The sequence below is a fragment of the Stenotrophomonas sp. YJH_SMC_8 genome, from assembly GCF_059371315.1.
Genome location: NZ_JCAFUL010000008.1, coordinates 45,566 through 69,771, shown reverse-complemented (window position 1 = coordinate 69,771; position 24,206 = coordinate 45,566). Strand labels below are relative to the sequence as shown.

The window sequence follows — 24,206 nt, the reverse complement described above, 5'->3', positions numbered from 1 at the left end:
CCGTTCCGAGATCTGCTCCAGGGGATGGGAGAGATCCACAACAGGCGTTGCGCCTGTCGAGAGTTATAGAAGCACTCCGAACACTAACGGTTCGTGAAGGGGCCCAATTTAATGAACCTCGATCAGGGCAACATTCATGATCGAGTCAGAAACCTCTGACGAATGAACGAATTCACGTCGTTTTCGGCCTGAAACACCCTCAGTGCGCTTCGTCCCAGTTGTTGCCGACGCCGGTATCGACCACCAGCGGCACCCGCAGTTTGGCCGCTTGCGACATGCGCTCGACCACCTGCAAACGCAACTCCTCGACGAAACTGCTTTCGGTTTCGAAGACCAGTTCATCGTGCACCTGCAGGATCATCCGCGCCGGTGCGCCGCTGTCACGCAGCCACTGGTCCACGTCCACCATCGCCCGCTTGATGATGTCGGCGGCGGTGCCCTGCATCGGCGCGTTGATCGCGGCACGCTCGGCACCGGCGCGCAGGCCCTGGTTACGTGCATGAATGTCGTTCAGGTACAGGCGGCGACCGAACAGGGTCTCCACATAGCCCTGGTCGCGGGCCTGCTGGCGCATCCGCTCCATGAAGTCACGCACGCCCGGGTAGCGGCTGAAGTACAGCGCCACGTAGTCCTGTGCCTGGCCACGGTCGATGCCCAGGTTGCGGGCCAGGCCGAAGGCGCTCATGCCGTACATCAGGCCGAAGTTGATCGCCTTGGCGGCACGACGCTCGTTCGGCGTCACTTCTTCCAGGGTGCGCCCGAACACCTCGGCGGCGGTGGCACGGTGCACGTCGGCGCCCTGCTCGAAGGCACGCACCAGGCCCGGGTCCTCGGACAGGTGGGCCATGATCCGCAGCTCGATCTGCGAGTAGTCGGCGGCCAGCAGCTGGAAGCCCTCCGGGGCGATGAACGCGCGGCGGATGCGGCGGCCGTCCTCGGTGCGGATCGGGATGTTCTGCAGGTTCGGGTCCGACGAGGACAGGCGTCCGGTGGCGGCACCGGACTGGTGATAGCTGGTGTGCACGCGGCCAGTGTCAGGGTTGACCATCTCCGGCAGCTTGTCGGTGTAGGTGCTGCGCAGCTTGGCCAGGCCGCGGTAGTCGAGGATCACCCGCGGCAGCTCGTGCTGGTCGGCAATCGCCTCCAGCGCCTCTTCATTGGTGCTGGGCTGGCCCTTGGGGGTCTTCACCACCGCCGGCAGCTTCAGCTCATCGAACAGCACCGCCTGCAGCTGCTTGGGCGAATCCAGGTTGAAGCTGCGGCCGGCCAGTTCGGTGGCCTTCTGCTGCGCGGCCAGCATGCGCGAGGACAGGTCCTGGCTCTGCCGGCGCAGCTCGTCGGTGTCGATGCGCACGCCGTTGGCTTCAATCGTGGTCAGCACCGGCACCAGCGGCATCTCGATGTCGCGGTACATGCTGTCCAGTGCCGGCACGGCCAGCAGCTGCGGCTGCAGCGCGCGGTGCAGGCGCAGGGTGATGTCGGCGTCCTCGGCTGCGTAGCGGCTGGCCTCGTCGATGCCCACCTGCGAGAACGGAATCTGCTTGGCGCCCTTGCCGGCCACGTCCTCGAACTTGATGGTGCTGTAGCCCAGGTAGCGCAGGGCCAGCGAATCCATGTCGTGGCGGGTGGCGGTGGAGTTGAGCACGAAGCTCTCGAGCATGGTGTCGTCGTGGTAGCCCTGCACCTCCACGCCGTGGCGGCGCAACACATGCAGGTCGTACTTGCCATGCTGGCCCAGCTTCTTCTTCGCTGGGTCCTGCAGCACCGGGCGCAGGGCATCGAGCACCTGCTGCATCGGCAGCTGGGCCGGCGCCCCCGGGTAATCGTGGCCGACCGGAATGTAGGCGGCCTTGCCCGGCTCGACCGCCAGGCTGATGCCGACCAGGCGCGCACGCATCGCGTCCAGCGCATCGGTTTCGGTGTCGAAGCTGATCAGGTCGGCCTGCTGCAGGCGCTCCACCCAGGCCTGCAGCTGCTCGCTGGTCAGCACGGTCTCGTATTCACCCGGCACGGACAGCGCCGGATCCAGCGTGCCGGCAGCCGGCGCCTCGGCACTGCCACGCGCGAAACCGGCAGCGGTGCCGCGCAGGCTTGGAGTGGCGTCGCTGGCGGCAGTTGGCGCCGGCAGCGGCGCACCCAGCTCCTTCAGCGCCTGGGTGAAGCCGTAACGCGTATACAGCTCGGTCAGCTCAGGCACGTCCTGCTCGCGCAGGGCCAGCGTGGTCGGGCTGGCGTCCAGCTCCACGTCGGTGCGGATGGTCACCAGCTCGCGGTTCAGCGGCAGGCGTTCCAGCGCGGCGCGCAGGTTTTCGCCGATCTTGCCCTTCATGGTCGGCGCGGCGGCCATCACGCCGTCCAGGTGCTGGTACTCGGCCAGCCACTTGGCGGCGGTCTTCGGCCCGCACTTCTCCACGCCCGGCACGTTGTCGACGGTGTCGCCCATCAGCGCCAGCAGGTCGATGATCTGGTCGGCGCGCACGCCGAACTTGTCCATCACCGCCGCGTCCGAATCCATGCGGCTGCCGGTCATGGTGTTGACCAGTTCGATGCCCGGGCGCACCAGCTGGGCAAAGTCCTTGTCGCCTGTGGAGATGGTCACCTTCAGGTCCTGCGCCAGGCCCTGCAGTGCCAGCGTACCGATCACATCGTCGGCTTCCACGCCGGGAATGCGCAGGATGCTGATGCCCAGCGCTTCGACGATGCGGCACATCGGCTCGACCTGGCTGCGCAGTTCATCGGGCATCGGCGGGCGGTTGGCCTTGTACTGGTCGTACAGGTCGTCACGGAAGGTCTTGCCGGGCGCATCGACCACGAACGCTACATAGGCCGGGCGCTCCTTCAGCGTCGAGCGCAGCATGTTGACCACGCCGAACAGCGCGCCGGTGGGTTCGCCCTGTGCATTGGACAGGGGCGGCAGCGCGTGGAACGCGCGGTACAGGTAACTGGACCCGTCGATCAGGACTAATCTGCTCATGGGTCGATTCTACGCGCCCGTGCCTGCACCGCGACGACACGGCACGCACCCGGCGATGGGGCATAATCAAGGCTCTATCCAGGCAAAGGCCCCCGCCGATGAAGACCCTGATGCTGGCTTCCCTGCTCCTGCTCGCTGGCTGCGCCAGCATGGGTGGCGCAGGTGCTCCCCCGGTGGACGTCAAGGGCGCCGATGTCTCCAAGCGCACCATGGACAACGGCGATGTCATCGAGGAATACCGCGTGTCCGGCCAGCTGCGCATGGTCAAGGTGACGCCGTCGCGCGGTGCTCCGTTCTACATGTACGACAAGAACGGCGACGGCCGTTTCGACAACGACAAGGACGGCGTGTCGCCGGTGTACTGGAAGCTGTACAGCTGGTGAGGTGGCCGGGGCCGGATCCCTTTCCGCAGGAAAGGGCTCTGACCCCATCATGGCAATCGGCAGGGCCCATCCACGCCATGCGTGGATGCCCGCCGGTTCAGTAGATCCACGCCATGCGTGGATGTGCCCCTGCCGGCCCCCGCAAAAAACAACGCCGGCGCGCATCCTGCGGCCGGCGTCGGGTCCCCTCCCCGGGAACGCTTGAATCAGTGGGTGTGGATCAGCGGATGACCAGCACCGGTAGGGTGCTGCGCGCCAGCACTTCTGCGGTCTGGCTGCCCAGCAGCACGCGGGTCACGCCGCGACGGCCATGCGAGGTCATCACGATCAGATCGCTGTTGCGCTCGCCCGCCGTCTCGATGATGCCGTCGGCCGCATAGCGGTCCAGCACATGCACGGGGTTGGCGGTAATGCCCTGCTCGGCCGCCTTGGCCAGCGCCGGCTGCAGCACCTTCTGCGCACCTTCCTCGCGGTCAGCCTTGTACTCCGGGCTGTTCATGTAGCCCACGCTCCAGCCCATGGCGTCGTACATGCCGACGGCCCACGGCTCGGAAACAGTCACGATATCGACCTCGGCGTTGAGGTCCTTGGCCAGCTCCAGGCCCTTGGCCAGGCCTTTGTCGGCCAGCTCGGACCCGTCGGTGGCAATCAGGATGCGCTTGTACATGGTGGGGCTCCGTAGCGATCTGCCAGATGGGAACGACACCATTGCACACCGGATGTGCAGGCCGCGCCTTGAGCAGGATCAATCCGGCGCCGCGCAGCGGCGTGTGCGCACCGTCCGCTTGCACACCCCCTGACCGCGGCGCATGCTGGACCAGCGGCACCGCGCCGCCCCCAAGGAGAACGCACATGCAGGACAACAAGCCCCCGGTCTGGAGCTCACAGAAGTCCATCATGGTCGCGCTGATCGTCGCGTTGGCGGTGCTTTTCGGTGGCTACCAGATCGGCAAGGACATGGCGCTGCGAGACAACGCCCTTCAGGCAGCGGGAAAGTAACCCGCTTCTGTAGAGCCGAGCCCATGCTCGGCTGCGGATGAAGCAGCCGAGCATGGGCTCGGCTCTACAGTTGACCTTCTCAGGCGATCTGCACTACGCGTGCGTTCTGGCACAGCGGGTAGCTGGCCACGAATCCGGCGATCGCATCGCGCATCGCCTCGAACGATTCGCCATACATGTACAGCGCCGTTTCGGTCGGGCCCTGCCACCAGCTGCAGATCTCGCCCAGGCCATCAATGTTCTCGGACAGCTGCTCGAATACGTGGTTCGAATCGCACTGTTCGTAGACCTCGTCCGGCAGGGTCAGGCCATCCAGGTAGATGCCCAGGCCCTCGGTCACACCGAAACTGCGGTCGGCCTCGCCCGCGCCCTGCAGCTGAGAACCCTTCGGCGCACCCAGCTGTTCCAGCAGGTCGATCAGCTTCGGCACGCCGGCCGCGTCCACCAGGGCAACTTCAATATCGCCGTACTCGACCTCACCCAGGTCCGACATCGCGGTGCCGCCGCCGGTGAGCTCGCCCACCTGGGCCGCCTGCAGCAGCGCGTCGAGCGGGTCCTCGAACAGCTCGTGGCGATGCTCAGGCTGCAGCCGGGCGTTCAACTTCACGGTGACGTGCAGCGTGGATTCGGTCATGGGGGCGTTCCTGGAAGATGTGGGATCTATTGTAGAGCCGAGCCATGCTCGGCTGCTTCTTGCTCGACTGCCCTGCCCCGACCAAAGCCACTCCCGCGCCCTGCGGACCACGCGATAATGCCCAGGACAAGGACACCATTCCAACAGGGGGATACATGAAGTCGATAATTGGTCTTTCGTTGCTGCTGCTCCTCACCGGCTGCGGCATCCGCACGGAAGTGGTGCGAGTAAATGTGCCCGACATCCGGGTCAACCCCGAACAGGGCACCACGATCGTGGTCGCCCCCGTGGGTGACAATCGCCCGCCAGACTTCCTCTCTCTTGTTCCCGCATCGGATCGAGTCAAGAATGTCGGCGGAGAGATCCGCAGCGGTAATGGTTTCAACCTCGTACTGGAATCGGGCACGACATCCGAAAAGACCCGCGAGATCATCATCCAGGCGCTGCGCAACATGGGCTATCGCACTGCCGACCAGTGCGATGCGCAATGCCTTCGTCTGGAGGCGTCGATGAACGAGTTCGTGGTCAGGGCGCCCTTCAACTTCTGGCGTGCTGCCGGCTGGGCGCAGCAGATGGTCGCGGATCTGTCTGTCGAAGTGACGACCCACGACGGAGGCCGGGTCCGGTCGTTTACCGCCAAGGGTCATGGCACGAATGTGTTCCAGGTCGTTTCGCCGGAAAACTGGGAGAAGGCGCTGGAACGTGCCGTCACTGATTTCACGGCGAATTTCAAACAGAACATGTCCGCGCAGGATGCGGCCGTCAGCTCCAAAGCACAGGACTGAGGCTCTGTCCTTCTCATGGAGCCGAGCATGGGCTCGGCTCTACAACACCCGGGCTCAGCGCAGGAACGGCGTGACCTTGCGCTTCAGCAGTTCCACCAGCACCGGGTCCATGTACTCGTAGTCGTCCGGAATATCCAGGCAGATCACCCGCTTGCCGTTCAGCCATGCCTTGTAGCGGCTGGACAGGCGGTTGCGGTGGGCGCGCTCCATCACGAACACCAGGTCGGCCCACTGCAGCAGCTCGGGGCTGAGCACTTCCTCGGCGTCGGCCAGCAGCCCGGCCGAGGCGGTCTCGATGCCCGGCCAATCGGCGAATACCTGCTCGGCCGTCGGGCTGCGCAGGCGGTTCTGGCTGCAGAGGAAGAGCACGTTGCGGGTCATGACCGCAGCCTAATCGGGGCCAGAGCCCTTTTCCATCGGAAAAGGGCTCTGGCCCCATACGTGTAACGTCCAACCGCTTTTGTAGAGCCGAGCCCATGCTCGGCTGTTCTTCCCCGCCAACAGCAGCCGAGCATGGCTCGGCTCTACAGGTATCCCGCCCCTCGACGGTGATCAGATCACCGTCAGATTCGCATACGCCATCACCAGCCACTTGCTGCCTGCGTCGGCGAACTCGACCTGCACGCGGGCGTGCGCGCCGCTGCCTTCATAGTCGGTCACCATGCCTTCGCCGAACTTGGGATGGGTGACCAGCGCGCCGAGCTTGACCGGCGGCGCCTCGATCGAGGCATGGCCCATCACCCGGCTGGCACCCATCGAGGCCGGCCGCGAGACCTGCACCTTCGGGCGAACTTCGTGCAGCAGCTCGCGCGGGATCTCGCGCAGGAAGCGCGACGGCAGGCTGTAGTTGTCCTGGCCATGGATGCGACGCGACTCGGCATAGCTCAGCACCAGCTTCTGGCGCGCGCGGGTGATGCCCACGTAGGCCAGGCGACGTTCTTCTTCCAGCCGTCCGCTTTCCTCCAGCGAACGTGCGCTGGGGAACAGGCCTTCTTCCAGGCCGGCCAGGAACACCAGCGGGAATTCCAGGCCCTTGGCCGAGTGCAGGGTCATCAGCTGCACGCCTTCCTCGCCGGCCTGCGCCTGGCCTTCACCGGCCTCCAGCGCGGCATAGGCCAGGAACGCGACCAGCTCGTCCATGTCCTCGCCCACTTCCTCGATGTCATCGGCACGGCGCACGAAGCGCGAGGCCACCGAGACCAGTTCGTCGAGGTTGTCGGTGCGCGATTCCGAGTCCAGCGCGTTGCGGCTTTCCTTGCTCCAGTGCTCGCGCAGCTGCGAGCGGGCCAGCACGTGGTCCACGCGCTCGGCCAGGGTCATGTGCAGGGTCTGCGCCTGCAGTTCGTTGACCAGCACCAGGAAGCCGGCCAACGCATTGCGCGCACGTGCGGCCAGTGCGCTGCCCTGCGTCACCAGCATGGTCGCTTCCCACAGCGAAATGCCCTGCGCGCGCGCCTCGCGGCGCACTTCGTCCAGCGTGCGGTCGCCGATGCCACGGGTGGGCGTGTTGACCGCGCGCTCGAACGCCGCGTCATCGTTGCGGTTGGACAGCAGGCGCAGGTAGGCCAGCGCATCCTTGATTTCGGCACGCTCGAAGAAGCGCATGCCGCCGTACACACGGTATGGCACCTGTTCGCTCAGCAGTGCTTCTTCCAGCGCGCGCGACTGCGCGTTGCTGCGGTAGAGCACGGCCACTTCGGTGTAGCTGCCACCATCACGCACCCACTGGCGCGCACGCTCGACGATGTAGCGCGCCTCGTCCATCTCGTTGTACGCGGCATACAGATCGATCGGCTCGCCGTCGCCGCTGTCGGTCCACAGCTGCTTGCCGATGCGATCGGGGTTGTGCGCGATCACCGCGTTGGCGGCGCCGAGGATGTTGGCGGTGGAGCGGTAGTTCTGCTCCAGGCGGATGGTCTGTGCGCCCGGGAAGTCGCGCAGGAAGCCCTGCACGTTCTCGACCTTGGCGCCACGCCAGCCGTAGATGGCCTGGTCATCGTCGCCGACCACGAACACGTGGCCGGAATCACCGGCCAGCACGCGCACGAAGGCGTACTGGATGGCGTTGGTGTCCTGGAACTCGTCCACCAGGATCTCGCGGAAGCGGGCGCGGTAATGCGACAGCAGCGCCGGGTTGTCGCGCAGCAGTTCGTGCGCGCGCAGCAGCAGCTCGGCGAAGTCGACCAGGCCGGCACGGTCGCAGCGTGCCTGGTATTCGATATAGGCCTGGCGCATGGTTTCCAGCCACGCATCGTGCGGTTCGGGCTGGATGTGCTGCGGGCGGCGGCCCTCGTCCTTCTGCGCGTTGATCCACCACGCGATCTGCTTGGCCGGGTACTTGCCGTCGTCCAGTTCCAGCGCCTGCACCACGCGCTTGACCAGCCGCAGCTGGTCGTCCGAATCCATCACCTGGAAGCCTTCGGGCAGCTTCGCGTCCTGCCAGTGCAGGCGCAGCAGGCGGTTTGCCAGGCCGTGGAAGGTACCGATCCACATGCCACGGCTGCCGTTGGGCAGCTGTGCGTCGATGCGGTGGCGCATTTCGCCGGCCGCCTTGTTGGTGAAGGTCACCGCGAAAATGCCGTGGGTCGGCACGCCGTCGACTTCATGCAGCCAAGCGATGCGGTGGGTGAGTACGCGGGTCTTGCCGGAACCGGCACCGGCCAGCACCAGGTGGTGGCCGGGGGGAGCGGAGACGGCTTCGCGCTGGGCCGGGTTCAGGCCATCAAGCAGGTGGGAGACATCCATGCCCCCATTTTACGGCATCGCCGTCGCGGCTCCTGCGACCACCTGGGTGGCCAGTGCCTGGGCCTGCTGACGCAGTTCAGGCACCGCCAGGCTTTCCCACAGGCTGCCGATGCGTAGGCTGCCGAGCACGCCCAGCCGCGCCTGCGGCTGGCCACCGACGGCGCGCAGGCGGTCGCCCGGCACCGTGCTGTCCAGGCCCAGCCCATGCGGACCGGGGCGGGCAAGTCCATCGGCCTGCAGCTGCTGCAGCAACGGATTGCGCAGCGCACTGGCGCGGGTTTCGACGCCGGTGGCGTTGATCACACCGCCGATCGTCCACTGCTGTTCATTGCCCGAGGCATCGCGGCCGGACAGCTGCACGGCATCGCCCTCGCGCCAGACGCGTTGCAGGCGGGCACGGTGGACGCGCAGCTGGCCGCTGTCGATCAGCGCCTGCAGCTGAACATCCACTTCTTCGGCAATGCGGTGGCGATGCACGTCCCAGTAGCGCACCACATGGCGCAGGAAACGGCGCTGGTCGGCCGCATCGAGGCTGCACCACAGCGCCTGCCCGTGCGGACGGATGCGGTCCATCACGCCCTGCCACGGCAGGCCATCGGCCTGCGCCTGGCGGGCGAAACCACGCAGCGCGTGCAGGCGCTGGCGCAGGCTCATCGGCAGCAGCACCGCCGGATCGAAGCTGGGCAGGCCGCCGTGCGCATGCGGCAACGGCAGCAGTCCGTGGCGCGAGATCACATGCAGCGGCCCGCTGTGACCGGCGGCGACCAGCGCCAGCACGGTGTCGGCCATGCTCAGGCCGGAACCGACGATGGCCACGGCCTGTTCGCCGGCCAGGGTACGCACACCGTCGTAGTCCCAGGCCTCGATCACGTCATCGGCGGGCAGCGCGTCGGCGCCGGGTACCGGCAGCGGGCGCATGCTGTTGCCGGTGGCCAGCACCGCCTGCGCAGCGTGCAGTCTGTGGCCATCGCCCAGTGTCAGCTGGTAGCCGTGGTCATCCGGTTGCAGGCCCAGCACCGGCTGCGCGATCACCTGCAGCTGCGCCGGGCTGGCGGCCACGGCGTCCTGCAGGCGCTGCTGCAGGTAGGCGGCAAAGAAGTGGCGGCACACATAACGCTCGCCCAGCACCTCGCGCGCCTCGCCCGGGTAGGCGTTGGTGGCCATCAGGTAATCGAGGAAATCGCCGGGCTGGTCGGCAAACGCACTCATCTTCGCCGCCGGCACGTTCAGCAGGTGCTCCGGCCACGGCGTGGCATAGGCGATGCCCTGGGCCAGCTGCGAGGCCGGCTCGAAAATGGCCAGCGCCAGCGGCGCCTTCGCCTGGCGCAGTACCTGGATCGCTACCAGCGCCCCGGCCGCACCACCACCGATGATTGCCAGGTCCAGTTCGCCATTACGCGGTGAATCAGTCATGCGCCGATTGTAGGCCATTGGCGATGACGGGCCGGGTTGCCGAAATGGGCGGAAACGACGGGAACGACGGGGTAGAGTCGACTATCGCGCGCAGCGCGGGATTTTTATCGCAAGAGCAGTCGACTAACTGTGTAAACCCACCACGTTGTTCAGCAGGACTCTGGAAATAGGTGGCCGGCCACCGATCCCCCTGCCGGTTGCACCCAGCCCACCGGTCGTGCGCTCCGCTCACATCAACGCATCGGCCAGCCGTGCGATGCCCTCGCGGCTGCGCCGCCAGGTGGGGCGGCTGCGCCACTGCTGCAGGTCCAGCTGCCGCGACTCGCGCAGGTAGCCATCCTCGATCGCACACAGCTGCTGCACCAGCGCGCGGTCGTAGCAGATCAGGCCGATTTCGGCATTCAGCGCGAACGAGCGGATATCCATGTTGATCGAGCCGAGCACGGCGATGTCCTCGTCCACGCTCATGTGCTTGGCGTGCAGGAACTGCGGCTCGTACAGGGCGATGCGCACGCCGCAGCGCAGCAGCTCGTCGTAGTAGGCCTCCTGTGCCCACGAGGTCAGCCGCTGGTTGTTGCTGGCCGACAGGATCAGCTGCACCTCCACGCCGGACAACGCCGCAATGCGCAGCGCGCTGAGTGTGGCTTCATCGGGCACGAAATACGGGGTGACCATCACCAGCCGACGCCGTGCCAGGTGGATCAGCGCCGCCACCGCATCGCGCGCGTTGCTGTACGGGTAGGCCGGGCCGCTGGGCAGCAGCTGGGTGGCGATGTCGTCGCTGCACTCGGGCACATCGGCAATCACGTCCAGGCGCTGTCCGGTTTCCATGTACCAGTCGCTGGCGAACACCGCCTCCAGGTGCGCCACCGCCGGGCCACGCACACGCGCCACCAGCTCGCGGTTCGGGTGGCCGGGCACGAACTGCGGGCCGGCCAGGTTCTGCGAACCGACATAGGCCACTTCGTTGTCGATCACCGCGATCTTGCGGTGGTTGCGCAGGTCCATGCGCCCGCTGCGGCGCCAGCGCAGGCCACCGGGCAGCATCGCGCGCACTTCAATATCGCGTGCTTCCAGACGCTTGCGGTAGGCGCGCAGGCCGCGCTTTGCACCCACCGCGTCGAGCAGCACACGGCACTGCACGCCCCGTGCAGCCGCACGCTGCAGTGCCTCGACGATAGCCTCGCCCACCGCGTCGTCGAACATCAGGTAGTACAGCAGGTGCACGCGGTCTTCGGCCTGGTCGATGTCGGCGATGAGCGTGTGCAGCGATTCGTCGTAGTCGGTCAGCAGATCGACCGCATTACCGTGCACCGGCATGAAATCGCCCTGGCGCTGCACCAGCGGCACGATCTCGGCGCTGGCGGTATCCGCCTGCGGGGTCCAGCGCAGGCGGTGCTGCAGCGCCTGTTCCTCGCGTATCACCTGCGAAGCCTCGGCCTGGCGGCGGATGCGCTCGCGCGACAGCCACGGGTGGCCGAACAGCAGGTACAGCGGCAGGCCCAGCAGCGGCACGAAGCCGACCAGCAGCAGCCAGCTGCGCGCCGCACCCGGCGTGGTGCGGGTGGGAATCCAGCACAGCGCGACCAGCCGGATCAGCCAGTCGATCAGCAGCAGGTAGGAACCCAGCAACCACTCGAACAGCATCGTGTCGCCCGTCGGGAGGTGATGGGCCATTCTGCCCAGCAGGGTGTGTAGAGTCGAGCTTGCTCGACTGCCTTGAACCAGCGTGCCGACCAAGGTCGACACCTACCGGGCGTGGGGAGAGCGTGTCGACCAAGTTCGACACCTGCCAGGTGTGGAGGCAGCGTGCCGACCAACGGTCGGCACCCACCATGGGGACTCCGGGCATGAATACCGGGCATGAAAAAACCCGCCACAAGGGCGGGTTTCTTCGCGGGGATCAGCAATCCTTGCGGATTACTTGATCTTGCCTTCCTTGTACAGGACGTGCTTGCGCACGACCGGATCGTACTTCAGGAATTCCATCTTCCCCGGGGTGTTCTTCTTGTTCTTGTCGGTCGTGTAGAAGTGGCCGGTACCGGCCGAGGAAATCATACGGACCTTATCGCGCTTGCCTGCCATGATGCTTTACTCCTCAGACCTTTTCGCCGCGCGCACGCAGCTCAGCCAGAACGGAATCAATGCCGTTCTTGTCGATGGTGCGCAGTGCATGCGCGGAAACACGAAGCTTGACCCAGCGGTTCTCGCTGGCCACCCAGAAACGGCGCTCGTGCAGATTCGGCAGGAAACGACGACGGGTCTTGTTGTTGGCGTGCGAGACGTTGTTACCCGTCTGCACTCGCTTGCCGGAAACCTGGCATACGCGGGACATTGCGCACCTCGATAGTAGTAGTTGTCAGCCCGTAGCCCGGGAGACGGCGGCCTCGATGGTTGCCCACCACACGTCAAGAGAATCAAAGGGTTACGCTGGCGTTGGGCGGCCGGGGACGTGCTCCCGGGGGCGCCGCCCGGTAGAAAACCGGACACAGCGAGCCGCGCATTATGCACGGGTTCAAGCACTTGCGCAAGTTACCCACAGGCTGGGGCTGAATGCGGCGCTCGCCCCCTGTAGAGCCGAGCGTGGGCTCGGCTCTACAACAACGGCCGGACCGGCTCAGCGCAGGTGCGGAATCACCTGGGCCAGCAGATGGGCGTCCTTCAACGCGCCATGCAGGCCACGCGTCCCTGGAATGCACAGGCGCTGCAGCACATCGTCCAGCTTGTTGCCCTGGCCGGGCCAACGCCCGCGCGCCAACTTCAGGCTGCAGGTGATGCGGCAATGCTGGGCCAGCGTGGCGGGAATGCCGGCCAGGCGCAGCTCGTTATCGAGGAAGCCAACGTCGAAGGTGGCGTTGTGCGCAACCATCTCGCTGCCGCGCAGGAATTCCAGCAGTTCGGCGGCCTTGCTGGAGAACAGTGGCTTGCCCACCAGCATCGCATCGCTGATGCCGTGCACGCGCTGCGCGCCCCAGTCCACCTTCCGTTGCGGCTGCAGGTAGGTATGGAACTGGCGACCGGTGAGCTGGCCATCGATCAGTTCGACGGCACCGATTTCGATCACGCGATGACCCAGGCGATGGGAAATGCCGGTGGTCTCGGTATCAAGTGCGACGATGCGGCTCATCAGGGTATGCGTTCTCCAGTACGTGCCCCTGGATTTTCGCACGCGATCGATGCACTCACCCCAACGTTTCCACCACCCAATCAATGAACACCCGCAGCCGCTGGCTCATGTGCCGGTTCGGCGGGAACATCACGTGCATCGGCATCGGTGGCAGCTGCCAGTCCTGTAGCAAAGGCAGCAGCTCGCCACGTGCTACATGCGGCGCGGCCATGTAGCTGGGCAGCGCGACCACGCCCAGGCCCGCCAACGCGGCCGCCAGATAGGCGTTGCCGTCGTCGAAGCCGACCGAATACCGGCCCTGCACTTCGATGCGCTCATCGCCTCGCTGCGCACTGAACACCCGGGCACGGCCACTGCGCGGGCTGAGGAAGCCGACCATGTGGTGGTCCGGTCCTTCCAGCGCGCGTGGGTCGGTCGGCACGCCGAAACGCTGCACATAGCCCGGACTGGCGTGGAAACCAATCGGCAACGCCCCCAGCGGCCGCGCCACCAGCGCCGGATCGGCCGGGATGCCGCCACGGATCACGCAGTCGACGTTGTCGGCGATGACATCGACCTCGCGATCACTCACGCCGATATCCAGCTGGATTTCCGGGTAGCGCGCATGGAACTCCGGCAGCGCCGGTACCAGCCGCAGCCGTGCGTACGGACCGGGCACATTCACGCGCAGGCGTCCGCGCGGCTGGGCGGCCGCATCACCCAGCCCGCCTTCCACCTCTTCCAGCTCGGCCAGCAGCCGGGCGATGCGCGGGTAATAGGCCGCGCCATCGGCGGTGACGCTGACCCGCCGCGTGGTGCGGTTGAGCAGGCGCAGCCGCAGGTGCGCCTCCAGCTGCTGCACCAGCTGGGTCACCGTGGTGCGGCTGATCTGCAGGGTCTGCGCGGCGCGGGTGAAGCTGCCGGTTTCCACTACCCGGGCAAAGGCCCGCATCGCCTCGAAACGGTCCATGGCTGGCCGCGATTGTTTGGGATTGGCAATCAATCTAGGCCGATCATCGCGGTTTATCCAGACAGCGCCGGCGGGGAGGATGGCGTTCTCTCCCACGGGATCTTCCCCATGTCACAGCGTGATGTCGTTTTCCCCGCCGGCCGCCAGGCCCTCTACGAGCGCAACCGCTATTCGCCGGCGATCCGATCCAACGGTTTCCTGTTCGTTTCCGGCCAGGTCGGCAGCCGCGAGGACGGCTCGCCCGAGCCGGACTTCGAGACGCAGGTGCGCCGTGCCTTCGAGAATCTCAATGCGGTGTTGGCCGCCGCAGGCTGCACGTTCGATGACGTGATCGACGTGACCGTGTTCCTGGTCGATCCAGAGAAGAATTTCGAGAAGGCCTGGGCGATCGTGCCCGAGTACTGGGGCGAAGCGCCGCACCCGACCCTGACCGGCATCGGCGTGACTTGGCTGTATGGGTTCCAGTTCGAGATCAAGGTGATCGCGAAGGTGCCCGCAGACCGGTAGTGCCGGCCGCTGGCCGGCAATGTGTCGGGGTCAGAGCCCTATCCAAAGAAAAGGGATCTGACCCCCAGCCCCGAAAAGCGTGTCGACCAAGGTCGGCACCTACCAGAGCACATGTGCGCGGCGCACCCGAACGGCGGGGCGGGGTCAGAGCCCTTTCCGGAGGAAAGGGATCCGACCCGTGCATCGAAAGGCGTGCCGACCAAGGTCGGCACCCACCAGGGCAGAAGGCCCCGCGCCCGCCCACCTGAACGGGAGATTCCGACGTATTCCCGAAGCGGCCATTGATATTGTATCCGGCGAAAACCGCTTGCTAGCCTCCCCTTCATGCGCTGGATCACCCGCCACCTCCGTTCGACCCTGCTGATGCTGCTGATGGCGGCATTCGTGGTCGTGCCGGTGGCCGACGTGCTGGCCTGCGCGGTCGAACCGCACGACACCACTGCGGTGCACGTGGAAAGCAACGCCAACGATGCCGAGGGTGACAGTGACGGCAAGCACGCCGGTGCCTGCAGTCACAACCACTGCCACCACTCCAACCTGAGCCTGCCGGCCAGCACTCTCGCCGCCTTCGGTGCGCCGCTGCCGGCACGTTGGATGAATGCCGGCGACGCGGCGACCTATGCAGTCGCCCAGGATGAATTGACGCGTCCACCCCGGGCGTGAGTTGAGCGCGTCCCGCGATTGCGGGCTCCCGTTTCACTCACAACCGGAATCCCCCTATGTCGATCCTGACACCTCGGTCGCCGCGTGCGGCCGGGCTGGTCGTCGCTGTGCTGCTGGGCCTGGCCCCGGCGGCATCGGTGATGGCGCAAGCCGCCCCCTCCTACGACACCCTGCTTGAACGCCTGGACCAGCTGCCCGGCACCCGTGTGGGCACGGCACTGGCCGAGGCCGCCGATGCGCGCGCCGACCAGGCCCGTGCGCTGCCCAATCCCTCCCTTTCCTACTCGGCCGAGAATGCCTGGGGCTCCGGCACCTACCGTGGCATGGGCAAGGCCGACACCGTGCTCACCCTGTCCCAGCCGCTGGAGGTCTGGGGCCAGCGTGGCGCGCGCGTTCGTGCCGCCCGGGCCGAGGCACAAGCCGCTGCCCTGCGTGGTTCGCAGAGCCGCAGTGATGTCGCCAGCCAACTGGCGGCGGTCTACGCACAGGCGGAAAGTGCATTGCGTCGTTACGCCCTCGCCGGCGAAGCGCTGACCCTGACCCGCGACGATGCGGCTGCCGTCAATGCAATGGTCAAGCAGGGCCGCGAACCACAGCTGCGCGCGGTGCAGGCACAGAGCGAAGTGGCCAATGCCACGGCGTCGCTGGATGAAGCACAGGCGTTCCGCGATGCCGCGCTGGCCCGCCTGGCCGGCACCGCGCTGCTTGATGCGCCGGTGCAGTCGATCGACAACAGCCTGCTCGACCGCGCGCCACCGCTGCCGCGTGGTGCCACCGATACCGCGCTGGCGGTGCGCATCGCCGAAGCCGAAGCCGATGCGGCGGGCAAGCTGGTCGACGTGGAGCGCAAGCGCGCCCTGCCCGACCTCAGCGTCACCGCCGCGCAGACCCGCTTCCGCGAAGGCGGCGAGCGCGCCTACAACCTCGGGCTCAGCCTCAGCATCCCGCTGTTCGACCGCAACCGTGGCGGCATCCGCGCCGCCAACGCCGACCAGCGCGCGGCCGAAGCGCGCCTGGACCAGCAGCGCCGCGACAGCGAGGCCGAGCGCCTGTCCGCCGTGGCTGGGCTGAAGGCGGCCAGCAGCCGTACCCGTGCCGCCGATGAAAGCGTGGTCGCCGCCGAAGAGGCGTATCGCCTTGCGCGCGTTGGCTTCGACGCCGGACGCATCTCGCAGCTGGAACTGCGCAGCACGCGCAGCGCCCTCATCGCCGCCCGCGGCACCGCCGTGGATGCGCGCCTGTCGCGCGTCGCCGCGGAAATCGATCTTGCCCGCCTGGAAGGGCGCGCACCCTTTGTGGAGGCACCATGACTCTCTCCCGTTCCTTCCCCCTGATCGGCGGCCTCCTGCTGACCGTGTTCCTGGCCGGCTGCGCCGGCAACGCGCAGACCCCTGCCAATGAAGACCCCGCTGCGGCCAAGGCCGGCACCGACGATGGCCATGGCCACGCCGCCGACAGCAAGGAAGCCAAGGCAGAAACCGCGAAGGCGCCGGCGGACGCCGATGAAGGCGTGGTGCAGCTGACCCCGGAGCAGATCAAGGCGTCCGGTATCGAAGTGGTTGCCGTCGGTCGCGGCGGTGGCGGTTCAACCCGCCTCGCCGGCCGGGTCGAGCCCTCGGTCGGTGCGCGTGCATCGGTGGCCTCCACCGTGACTGGCCGCGTTGAACGCGTGCTGGTTGCACCGGGCACCGCGGTGAAGCAGAACCAGGCACTGGCCATCGTGGTCAGCGGCGAGGCGGCGGTGTTCCGTGCCAATGCGCTGGCCGCGTCCGCCGAAGCCGAGGCCGCACGCCTGGCCTATGGCCGCGACAAGGCGCTGGTCGACCAGGGCGTGGTCGCGCGCCAGGAGATGGAAGCTTCGCGCGCCCGCTCGCTGGCGGCACAGGCCCAGGCCGCGGCCGCGCAGGCGCAGGCCGCCGCCAACGGTGCGCCCGATGCCAGTGGCCGCGTGCGCATCACCAGCCCGGTGGCCGGCATCGTTGGCAACGTGCAGGTCACCCCGGGTGGCGTGGTCGCCGCCGGCAGCGCCGTGGCCGACGTCGCCGATCCGGCGATGAACGAGCTGGTGTTCACCGCACCGCCGGCGCTGGCCGCGCAGGTCACGCCGGGCATGAAGCTGGAAGTGAGTGTGCCGGGTGGCAGCTTCACCGCCACCGTCACCGGTTCGGCCGCCGATGTGCGCCAGCAGGGTGGCGTGGCCGTGATCCGCGCCACACCGGTCGACGCCTCGTTGCCGCCGGCCGGTTCGCCGGTATCGGCGGTGGTGGTCACCGAAGGCCAGGACGGTTCGCTCAGCGTGCCCGCCGATGCGGTCCAGAACGTCGATGGCGGCAGCGCGGTGTTCATTGCCGTCGAAGGCGGCTTCAAGGCGCAGCCGGTACTGGCCGGGCGTCGCGCTGGCGACCGCATCGAGATCCTCGGTGGGCTGACCGGCAACGAGCGCATCGTCGGTGCCAACGCCTTCCTGCTCAAGGCCGAACTGGCCAAGGGCGAAGCCGAGCACGGCCACTGAGGAGGCGACCATGTTCAAACTGATCATTGAAACAGCGGTACGTCACCGCTGGCTGGTGGTGTTCATGGCCGCGCTGATCGCAGCCGTGGGCCTGTTCCAGCTGGGCAAACTGCCGATCGACGCGGTGCCGGACATCACCAACCGCCAGGTGCAGATCAACACGGTGGCACCGGCGCTGACACCGGAGCAGATCGAGCGGCAGGTGACCTACCCGCTGGAAACCGCGCTGGCCGGCATTCCCGGCCTGACCACCACGCGTTCGCTGTCGCGCAATGGCTTCTCCCAGGTCACCGCGATCTTCACCGATGCCACGGACATCTACTTCGCGCGCCAGCAGGTGGCCGAACGCATGCGCGAAGCGGCCGATGACCTGCCCGATGGCGCATCGCCGATGCTGTCGCCGGTCACCACCGGCCTCGGCGAAGTGCTGATGTGGACGGTGGACTTCACCACGTTCGATCCGGCCAAGCTGGCCAAGCCCGGTGAGGCCGGCTGGCAGGCCGGTGAGGTCTACCGCACGCCGGAAGGCAACCTGCTGCGCACACCGGAAGAACGCGCGACCTATCTGCGCACCGTGCAGGACTGGATCATCGCGCCGCAGATGCGCTCCAGCCCAGGGCTGGCCGGTGTCGATACGGTCGGCGGCTACATCAAGGAATACGGCGTGCATCCGGACAGCGCGCGGCTGGCTGCGCATGGCCTCGGCCTGGCCGACCTGGTCACCGCGCTGCAGCGTTCCAACGTGCAGGCCGGCGCCGGTTTCGTGCAGCGCGCCGGCGAAGGCCTGGTGGTGCGTGCCGATGGCCTGGCGCTGACCACCGACGATCTTGCACAGGCACCGGTGGCCACCCGCAATGGCGTGGTGGTACGCGTGGCCGATGTGGCCACGGTGGAATTGAGCCGCGCGCCTCGCCTGGGTGCGGCCAGCCGCAACGGCCACGAAGCCGTGCTGGGCACCGCGCTGATGATTGCCGGTGGCAACAGCCGCACCGTGGCGCAGGCCGCTGCCACGCGCCTTGAACAGGTGAACAAGTCGCTGCCGGCCGACATCGTGGCGGCGCCGGTGCTGGACCGCAGCGTGCTGGTCAATTCCACCATCAAGACCGTGGCCAGGAACCTCACCGAGGGCGCGCTGCTGGTGGTGGTGGTGCTGTTCCTGCTGCTGGGCAATCTGCGTGCGGCGACGATCACCGCGCTGGTGATTCCGCTGTCGTTCCTGTTCGCAGTGATCGGCATGAACCGCTTCGGCATCAGCGGCAACCTGATGAGCCTGGGTGCGCTGGACTTCGGCATCCTGGTGGATGGCGCGGTGATCGTGGTCGAGTCGACCCTGCTGATGCTGGGCCAGCGCCGCGCCGAACTGGGCCGTGCGCTGACTGCGATGGAGCGCCTGCGCGTGGCCGCCGATTCGGCGCTGAAGATGGCGCGCCCGGCGGCGTTCGGCCAGCTGATCATCCTGCTGGTGTTCGCGCCGATCCTCACCCTGGAAGGCGTGGAGGGCAAGACGTTCCACCCGATGGCGGCGACCTTCATGCTGGCCCTGGTCGGTGCCTTCCTCTTCTCTTTCACCTTCGTGCCGGCGATGGCCGCACTGCTGGTGCGCGAGCCGAAGCTGAAGGACGGCGATGCCCATGCGGACGAGGGCGAGCACGAAACCAGGCTGATCCGCGTGCTGCGTGCGCGCATCGAACCGGTGATCCGCAAGGCCGTGGCGCATCCGCGCACGGTGGTGGCCGGTGCGGTGATGATGGTGGTGGTGGGCATCGGCTCGTTCTCGCTGCTGGGCCGTGAGTTCATGCCGACGCTGGACGAAGGCAACGTGGCGATGCAGGCCCTGCGCGTGCCATCGACGTCGCTGGAGCAGTCACTGGCCATGCAACTGGCGCTGGAAAAGGTGATTGCCAAGCAGCCGGAAGTGGAAACCGTGTTCTCGCGTACCGGTACCGCCGAGGCGGCGATCGATCCGATGCCGACCAATATCTCCGACAGCGTGATCGTGCTGAAGCCGCGCAAGGACTGGCCCGATCCGAAGCTGGCCAAGGACGCACTGGTGGCGCGCTTCGAAAAACTCGCCGGACAGCAGCTGGGTAACAGCTTCGAGTTCAGCCAGCCAATCGAGCTGCGCTTCAACGAGCTGATTTCCGGCGTGCGTACCGACCTGGCCGTAATGATCTTCGGCGATGACTTCAGCCAGCTGCAGAAGGTGGCCGACCAGGTGGCGCTCAAGCTGCGTGCGGTGGATGGCGCCGCCGATGTGCGGGTGGAACAGATTTCCGGCCTGCCCACGCTGAACGTGGCGATCGACCACGTGGCGGCGGCGCAGTACGGGCTGACCGCCGCGGACGTGAGTGATGCGCTGTCCACCGGCATTGGCGGTACTGCGGCCGGCAAGATCTTCGAAGGTGATCGCCGCTTCAACGTGGTGGTGCGCCTGGACGATGCCTCGCGCAACGATCCGGACCAGCTCGCGTCACTGCCGATCGCCACGCCGTCGGGGCTGGTGATTCCGCTGTCGTCGGTTGCGCGTATCACGGTGAGCGAAGGGCCGAACCAGATCAGCCGCAACAACGGCAGCCGCCGCGTAGTGGTGCAGGCCAACGTGCGCGGTCGCGACCTGGGTGGCTTCGTCGGCGAGGCGCAGGCCGCCGTCGCCGATGTGGCGCTGCCACCGGGTGCCTACCTGACCTGGGGTGGCCAGTTCGAGAACCTGCAGCGCGCGGAGAAGCGGCTGGCGACGGTGGTGCCGGTGGTGTTCCTGCTGATCGGTAGCCTGCTGTTCATGGCGCTGCGCAGCGGCAAGGAAGCCATTCTGGTGTTCAGCTGCGTGCCGTTGGCGCTGGTCGGCGGCATCCTCGCCCTGCTGCTGCGTGGCATGCCGTTCTCGGTATCGGCGGCGGTCGGCTTCATCGCCGTCTCCGGCGTGGCCACGTTGAACGGCCTGGTGTTGATGCAGGCGATCCGCGAACGCCTGGATGCCGGCGACCTGCCGCTGCAGGCGGCGATCAACGGTGCCTCCAGCCGCATCCGCGCGGTGCTGACCACGGCGCTGGTGGCGATCGTCGGCTTCATTCCGATGGCAATTGCCAGCGGTTCCGGCGCGGAGGTGCAGAAGCCGCTGGCGACGGTGGTGATCGGTGGCCTGATCACCGCCACCGTGCTGACCCTGCTGGTGCTGCCGACGTTTGCGGCACGCGTGGCCAAGCCGCGGGCGGTGGGGTGAGGTGAGAGGGGGTCAGAGCCCCGCCCTTCGGGCGGGGCTCTGACCCGATCGCATCACGCTCGCCGGGCATGGCCCGGCGCTACCACCGCGCATTCTGGTAGCGCCGGGCCATGCCCGGCGACGCGTCGGGTCAGGCCTTCTTGCGTTCGGCGATGTACGCCTGGATCTGCTGTTCCAGCACCGGCAGCGGCACCGAGCCCTGCTTCAGCAGGGTGTCGTGGAAACCCTTGATGTCGAACTTGTCGCCCAGCTCCTTCTCGGCCTGCGCACGCAGGCGCACGATGGCGATCTCGCCCAGCTTGTAGCTCAGCGCCTGGCCCGGCCAGGAAATGTAGCGATCCACTTCGGTGGTCACTTCATGCTCGCTCAGCGCGGTGTGGTCGCGCAGGTAGGCCAGCGCCTGCTCGCGGGTCCAGCCCTTGCTGTGCACGCCGGTGTCGATCACCAGGCGCGCCGCACGCCACATTTCGTAGGTCAGGCGGCCGAAATCCTCATAAGGGGTTTCGTAGATGCCCATTTCCACGCCCAGCTTCTCGCAGTACAGCGCCCAGCCTTCGCCATAGGCGGAGATATAGGCGTTGCGGCGGAACTCGGGCAGGTTCTTCTGCTCGGCGGCGATGGCGCCCTGCAGCGCGTGGCCCGGATCGGATTCATGCAGGGTCAGCGCCGGCAGGTTGTACAGCGGGCGCGATGGCAGGTTGTAGGTATTGAGCCAGTAGGTGCCCATGCCACCACGGCCGGCAGTCCAGAACGGCGCGATATCCGGCGGTACCGGCACGATGGTGAAGCGCGCGCGCGGCAGCGTCATGTACTTGCCGAGCTGGCCATCGGCGCGCTTGGAGATCCACGCAGCACGCGACAGCAGCTCTTCCGGCGTCTTGGCATAGAACTGTGGATCGGTACGCAGGAAGGTCAGGAACTCGGCGAAGCTGCCCTTGAACTTCACCTGCTTGATGATGTCGTTCATCTCGCCCTGGATGCGTGCGACTTCCTCCAGGCCGATGCGGTGGATCTCGTCCGGCGACAGGTCCAGCGTGGTGTATTCGTGGATCTGCTGCTTGTAGTACGCCTTGCCATCGGGCATCGCTTCGGCGGCCAGGGTGGTGCGGGCCTGCGGCACGTACTCGTTGACGAAGAAGGTGCGCAGCTGCTGGAACGCCGGCACCACCTTCCCACTGATCGCCGCGCGCGCCTGCGCCTGCAGCTTGGCCTGTTCAGCGGCCGGAACAGTATTGGGCAGCTTCTTGAACGGCGCGTACAGCGGTGATTCGGTCGGGTCCTTCAGTTCGGCGACGGTGGCGATGGAGACCTCGCGGCCATCGAGCACCGCACGCGGCACGCTGAAGCCACGCTTCAGGCCGGCGCGCATGTTCTCGGTCTGCTGGCCGAAGTAGCGCGGCACGTCATTCAGGCGCGCGATGTAGTTCTGGTAGTCCTGCGCGGTCTTCATCTCGCGCCGCGCCATGAAGGACAGGTTGGACCAGAACGAGGAGTCGGCGTTGAACGGCATCTCATAACCGCGCAGGCGCACTTCCTCGGCCAGGTTGAACACCTGGTCGTGGTAGATCGCGTAGTTGACCTGGTTGTCGGGCGAGAGCGTCTTCGGGTCGATCTTCTTCAATGCGGCCAGGGTCTCGTCCCAGACCTTCAGGCGCGCCTGCTGCGCGGCCGGGCCGACGTCGGGCATGCGGGTGGCATTGGCCGGGGCGTCTTCGTCCTCGCTGGCCTCGCCGCCGCCTTGCTGGCGCCACTTCCATTCCTTCTCGTACAGCGCGCGGAAGGCAGCATCGGCAGGCGATTCGGTAGCGACGCTGGCCGGCGCGGCGGCGGGCGGCGCGGCCACGGCCACGGCGGGGGCGGACAGGGCGATCAGCAGGGCAACGGCAAGACGGGTTTTCACGAGCACAGGTTCCCGGGAAGGCAGACCCCGATCATGGCACCCCCCACCGCCCGTGGCATGGGACGAAGGTCCTGCCTGCAACGCAGGCCGGGCCGGGAACCGGCCGCAGGCCGGGACCCAAGCGCCGGAGGCGCGTGGTAGCGCGGGGCCATGCCCCGCGAGCGCGCAGCGCGGAAAAGATACATCCGCCGGGCATGGCCCGGCGCTACCAACGAACATGCCGTAGATCCACGCCATGCGTGGATGCGCCGGGGATCCTGACGGGGGTCAGAGCCCTTTCCTGCGGAAAGGGATCCGACCCCAAGCCCTACCCGGGGCCCTCAGTGGCTGGCTCTGTCGCGTTTCCAGCCGCGGTGCTTGATGTCCAGGTGCAGGCTGTACAGCGCGGTGAACGCCGGGAACAGGTTCTGCAGCACGCCCACCGAGTCCTGCTTGGCCGAGAACAGGAAATAGCTCAGCGTCATCAGGCTGCCGATCACGCTCATGTACCAGAACAGGCGCGGGATGACCGGCTTGCCGGCGCGCTTGGAGGCGATGAACTGGACCAGCCAGCGGCCGCCGAACATCAGCGCGCCGGTATAACCGATCAGCTTCCAGCCGGTCACGTGCAGGCCGGTCCAGTACAGCCAGGTCAGCGGCTGGTCGAGCCAATGCAGCTCCAGATCCATCAACGCTCCTCCACCGCGGTGCGCTTGCTGCGGGTGATCAGCCAGGCCACGCCACGCAGGTCACGGATACCGACCAGCGCGCGGCCGAGGTTGTTGTACTTGGACACGCCGGCGGTACGGTGGCGGTGGTTGACCGGCACGCTGGTGGTCTTCCAGCCAGCGCGCTGCATCAGCGCCGGCAGGTAGCGGTGCATGTGGTCGAAGTACGGCAGGTCGAGGAACGCGCTGCGCTCGAACAGCTTGATGCCGCAGCCGGTATCGGGGGTGTCGTCGCGCAGCATGCGCGCGCGGATGGCGTTGGCCCAGCGGCTGGCCCAGCGCTTGCTGCCACTGTCCTGGCGGTTGACGCGCCAGCCGGCGAACAGCTTCACCTGCACCTCGGCGGCATCGCGCGCGGCCAGCAGTTTGGGAATATCGGCCGGATCGTTCTGGCCGTCACCATCGAGGGTGGCGATCCAGGGCGCCCGTGCGTGCTTGACGCCGGTGCGCACGGCGGTGCTCTGCCCGCTCTGGTTCACGTGGTGCAGCACCCGCAGTTCCGGCGTGGTCGCCTTCAGCCCCTGCAGCACCGCCAGGGTGTCATCGCGCGAGTGATCGTCGATGTAGACGATCTCGAACGGCAGCCGGCCACGCAGCGCAGCGGTGATTTCGGCGACCAGCGGGGCGACATTGTCGCGCTCGTTGAATACCGGGACGACAACGGAAAGCTCGGGTTGGCTCATAAGGC

General features: G+C 67.1%; 22 protein-coding genes. 8 read left to right on the top strand and 14 right to left on the bottom strand.

Annotated elements, in window-relative coordinates; genetic code table 11:
• Nucleotides 1-199 precede the first annotated feature (199 nt).
• A complete protein-coding gene (gene polA, locus AC5P88_RS11690; protein WP_495225092.1) occupies nucleotides 200-2,974 on the bottom strand; it encodes a DNA polymerase I in 2,775 nt (924 codons plus the stop codon).
• 98 nt (nucleotides 2,975-3,072) lie between these two features.
• On the opposite strand from polA, the gene AC5P88_RS11685 reads away from it, so the two are divergent.
• Nucleotides 3,073-3,357 carry a DUF2782 domain-containing protein gene (locus AC5P88_RS11685; protein ID WP_005411628.1) on the top strand — a complete coding sequence of 95 codons (285 nt, stop codon included), beginning with the start codon at nucleotides 3,073-3,075 and terminating at the stop codon, nucleotides 3,355-3,357.
• A 220-nt stretch (nucleotides 3,358-3,577) separates the two neighbouring features.
• Here AC5P88_RS11685 and AC5P88_RS11680 read toward each other — a convergent pair whose 3' ends face one another.
• The gene (locus AC5P88_RS11680) at nucleotides 3,578-4,024 is read right to left on the bottom strand and encodes a universal stress protein (protein WP_005411629.1); all 447 of its coding nucleotides are present in this window, start codon (nucleotides 4,022-4,024) and stop codon (nucleotides 3,578-3,580) included.
• Nucleotides 4,025-4,209: 185 nt separating this feature from the next.
• Here AC5P88_RS11680 and AC5P88_RS11675 point away from each other — a divergent pair, with 185 nt between their 5' ends.
• On the top strand, nucleotides 4,210-4,356 hold the full coding sequence (locus AC5P88_RS11675; RefSeq protein WP_181358214.1) for a hypothetical protein: 147 nt from the start codon (nucleotides 4,210-4,212) through the stop codon (nucleotides 4,354-4,356).
• Between the two features lie 79 nt (nucleotides 4,357-4,435).
• Here the strand turns inward: AC5P88_RS11675 and AC5P88_RS11670 are convergent, their stop codons facing one another.
• On the bottom strand, nucleotides 4,436-4,990 hold the full coding sequence (locus tag AC5P88_RS11670) for a hypothetical protein (protein WP_106549824.1): 555 nt from the start codon (nucleotides 4,988-4,990) through the stop codon (nucleotides 4,436-4,438).
• Nucleotides 4,991-5,145: 155 nt separating this feature from the next.
• Between AC5P88_RS11670 and AC5P88_RS11665 the strand changes: the two genes are divergently transcribed.
• Nucleotides 5,146-5,775 (top strand): hypothetical protein, encoded by a 630-nt coding sequence (locus AC5P88_RS11665; RefSeq protein ID WP_495225091.1) that lies wholly within the window; start codon nucleotides 5,146-5,148, stop codon nucleotides 5,773-5,775.
• A gap of 54 nt (nucleotides 5,776-5,829) precedes the next feature.
• Here AC5P88_RS11665 and AC5P88_RS11660 read toward each other — a convergent pair whose 3' ends face one another.
• The 8 genes from AC5P88_RS11660 to AC5P88_RS11625 form a co-directional block, all read right to left on the bottom strand.
• On the bottom strand, nucleotides 5,830-6,156 hold the full coding sequence (locus AC5P88_RS11660) for a low molecular weight protein tyrosine phosphatase family protein (protein WP_049454192.1): 327 nt from the start codon (nucleotides 6,154-6,156) through the stop codon (nucleotides 5,830-5,832).
• Nucleotides 6,157-6,327: 171 nt separating this feature from the next.
• Nucleotides 6,328-8,520, bottom strand: a complete 2,193-nt coding sequence (gene uvrD / locus AC5P88_RS11655) for a DNA helicase II (protein WP_111204302.1) — start codon at nucleotides 8,518-8,520, stop codon at nucleotides 6,328-6,330.
• A gap of 9 nt (nucleotides 8,521-8,529) precedes the next feature.
• Nucleotides 8,530-9,951, bottom strand: a complete 1,422-nt coding sequence (locus AC5P88_RS11650) for an FAD/NAD(P)-binding protein (RefSeq protein WP_495225090.1) — start codon at nucleotides 9,949-9,951, stop codon at nucleotides 8,530-8,532.
• A 210-nt stretch (nucleotides 9,952-10,161) separates the two neighbouring features.
• A complete protein-coding gene (gene cls / locus AC5P88_RS11645) occupies nucleotides 10,162-11,580 on the bottom strand; it encodes a cardiolipin synthase (RefSeq protein WP_459047418.1) in 1,419 nt (472 codons plus the stop codon).
• 273 nt (nucleotides 11,581-11,853) lie between these two features.
• The gene (rpmG, locus tag AC5P88_RS11640; protein WP_169411268.1) at nucleotides 11,854-12,021 is read right to left on the bottom strand and encodes a 50S ribosomal protein L33; all 168 of its coding nucleotides are present in this window, start codon (nucleotides 12,019-12,021) and stop codon (nucleotides 11,854-11,856) included.
• 10 nt (nucleotides 12,022-12,031) lie between these two features.
• Nucleotides 12,032-12,268: a 50S ribosomal protein L28 gene (rpmB, locus tag AC5P88_RS11635; RefSeq protein WP_005411638.1), complete on the bottom strand. Its 237-nt coding sequence runs from the start codon at nucleotides 12,266-12,268 to the stop codon at nucleotides 12,032-12,034.
• Between the two features lie 282 nt (nucleotides 12,269-12,550).
• On the bottom strand, nucleotides 12,551-13,060 hold the full coding sequence (dnaQ, locus tag AC5P88_RS11630; RefSeq protein ID WP_111113131.1) for a DNA polymerase III subunit epsilon: 510 nt from the start codon (nucleotides 13,058-13,060) through the stop codon (nucleotides 12,551-12,553).
• Nucleotides 13,061-13,115: 55 nt separating this feature from the next.
• Complete coding sequence (locus tag AC5P88_RS11625; RefSeq protein WP_495225089.1) at nucleotides 13,116-14,009, bottom strand: LysR family transcriptional regulator; 894 nt, start codon at nucleotides 14,007-14,009, stop codon at nucleotides 13,116-13,118.
• Nucleotides 14,010-14,117: 108 nt separating this feature from the next.
• On the opposite strand from AC5P88_RS11625, the gene AC5P88_RS11620 reads away from it, so the two are divergent.
• The 5 genes from AC5P88_RS11620 to AC5P88_RS11600 all read left to right on the top strand — a co-directional run bounded on the left by AC5P88_RS11620 (nucleotide 14,118) and on the right by AC5P88_RS11600 (nucleotide 20,911).
• The gene (locus AC5P88_RS11620; protein WP_495225088.1) at nucleotides 14,118-14,516 is read left to right on the top strand and encodes a RidA family protein; all 399 of its coding nucleotides are present in this window, start codon (nucleotides 14,118-14,120) and stop codon (nucleotides 14,514-14,516) included.
• Nucleotides 14,517-14,840: 324 nt separating this feature from the next.
• Nucleotides 14,841-15,179: a hypothetical protein gene (locus AC5P88_RS11615; RefSeq protein WP_423178835.1), complete on the top strand. Its 339-nt coding sequence runs from the start codon at nucleotides 14,841-14,843 to the stop codon at nucleotides 15,177-15,179.
• 56 nt (nucleotides 15,180-15,235) lie between these two features.
• Complete coding sequence (locus AC5P88_RS11610; RefSeq protein WP_495225087.1) at nucleotides 15,236-16,489, top strand: TolC family protein; 1,254 nt, start codon at nucleotides 15,236-15,238, stop codon at nucleotides 16,487-16,489.
• Nucleotides 16,486-17,691: an efflux RND transporter periplasmic adaptor subunit gene (locus AC5P88_RS11605; RefSeq protein ID WP_111113127.1), complete on the top strand. Its 1,206-nt coding sequence runs from the start codon at nucleotides 16,486-16,488 to the stop codon at nucleotides 17,689-17,691. The genes AC5P88_RS11610 and AC5P88_RS11605 overlap by 4 nt, the downstream gene beginning before the upstream one ends.
• 10 nt (nucleotides 17,692-17,701) lie before the next feature.
• Complete coding sequence (locus AC5P88_RS11600) at nucleotides 17,702-20,911, top strand: efflux RND transporter permease subunit (protein ID WP_495225086.1); 3,210 nt, start codon at nucleotides 17,702-17,704, stop codon at nucleotides 20,909-20,911.
• Nucleotides 20,912-21,041: 130 nt separating this feature from the next.
• Here AC5P88_RS11600 and AC5P88_RS11595 read toward each other — a convergent pair whose 3' ends face one another.
• From AC5P88_RS11595 to AC5P88_RS11585, 3 genes are all read right to left on the bottom strand, one after another.
• Nucleotides 21,042-22,811 (bottom strand): DUF885 domain-containing protein, encoded by a 1,770-nt coding sequence (locus tag AC5P88_RS11595; RefSeq protein ID WP_495225085.1) that lies wholly within the window; start codon nucleotides 22,809-22,811, stop codon nucleotides 21,042-21,044.
• A gap of 320 nt (nucleotides 22,812-23,131) precedes the next feature.
• Nucleotides 23,132-23,479, bottom strand: coding sequence for a lipid-A-disaccharide synthase N-terminal domain-containing protein (locus AC5P88_RS11590; protein ID WP_049415940.1), 348 nt, complete (start codon nucleotides 23,477-23,479; stop codon nucleotides 23,132-23,134).
• Nucleotides 23,479-24,201, bottom strand: a complete 723-nt coding sequence (locus AC5P88_RS11585) for a glycosyltransferase family 2 protein (RefSeq protein ID WP_111204313.1) — start codon at nucleotides 24,199-24,201, stop codon at nucleotides 23,479-23,481. Before AC5P88_RS11585 ends, AC5P88_RS11590 begins: the two co-directional genes overlap by 1 nt.
• Nucleotides 24,202-24,206 lie beyond the last annotated feature (5 nt).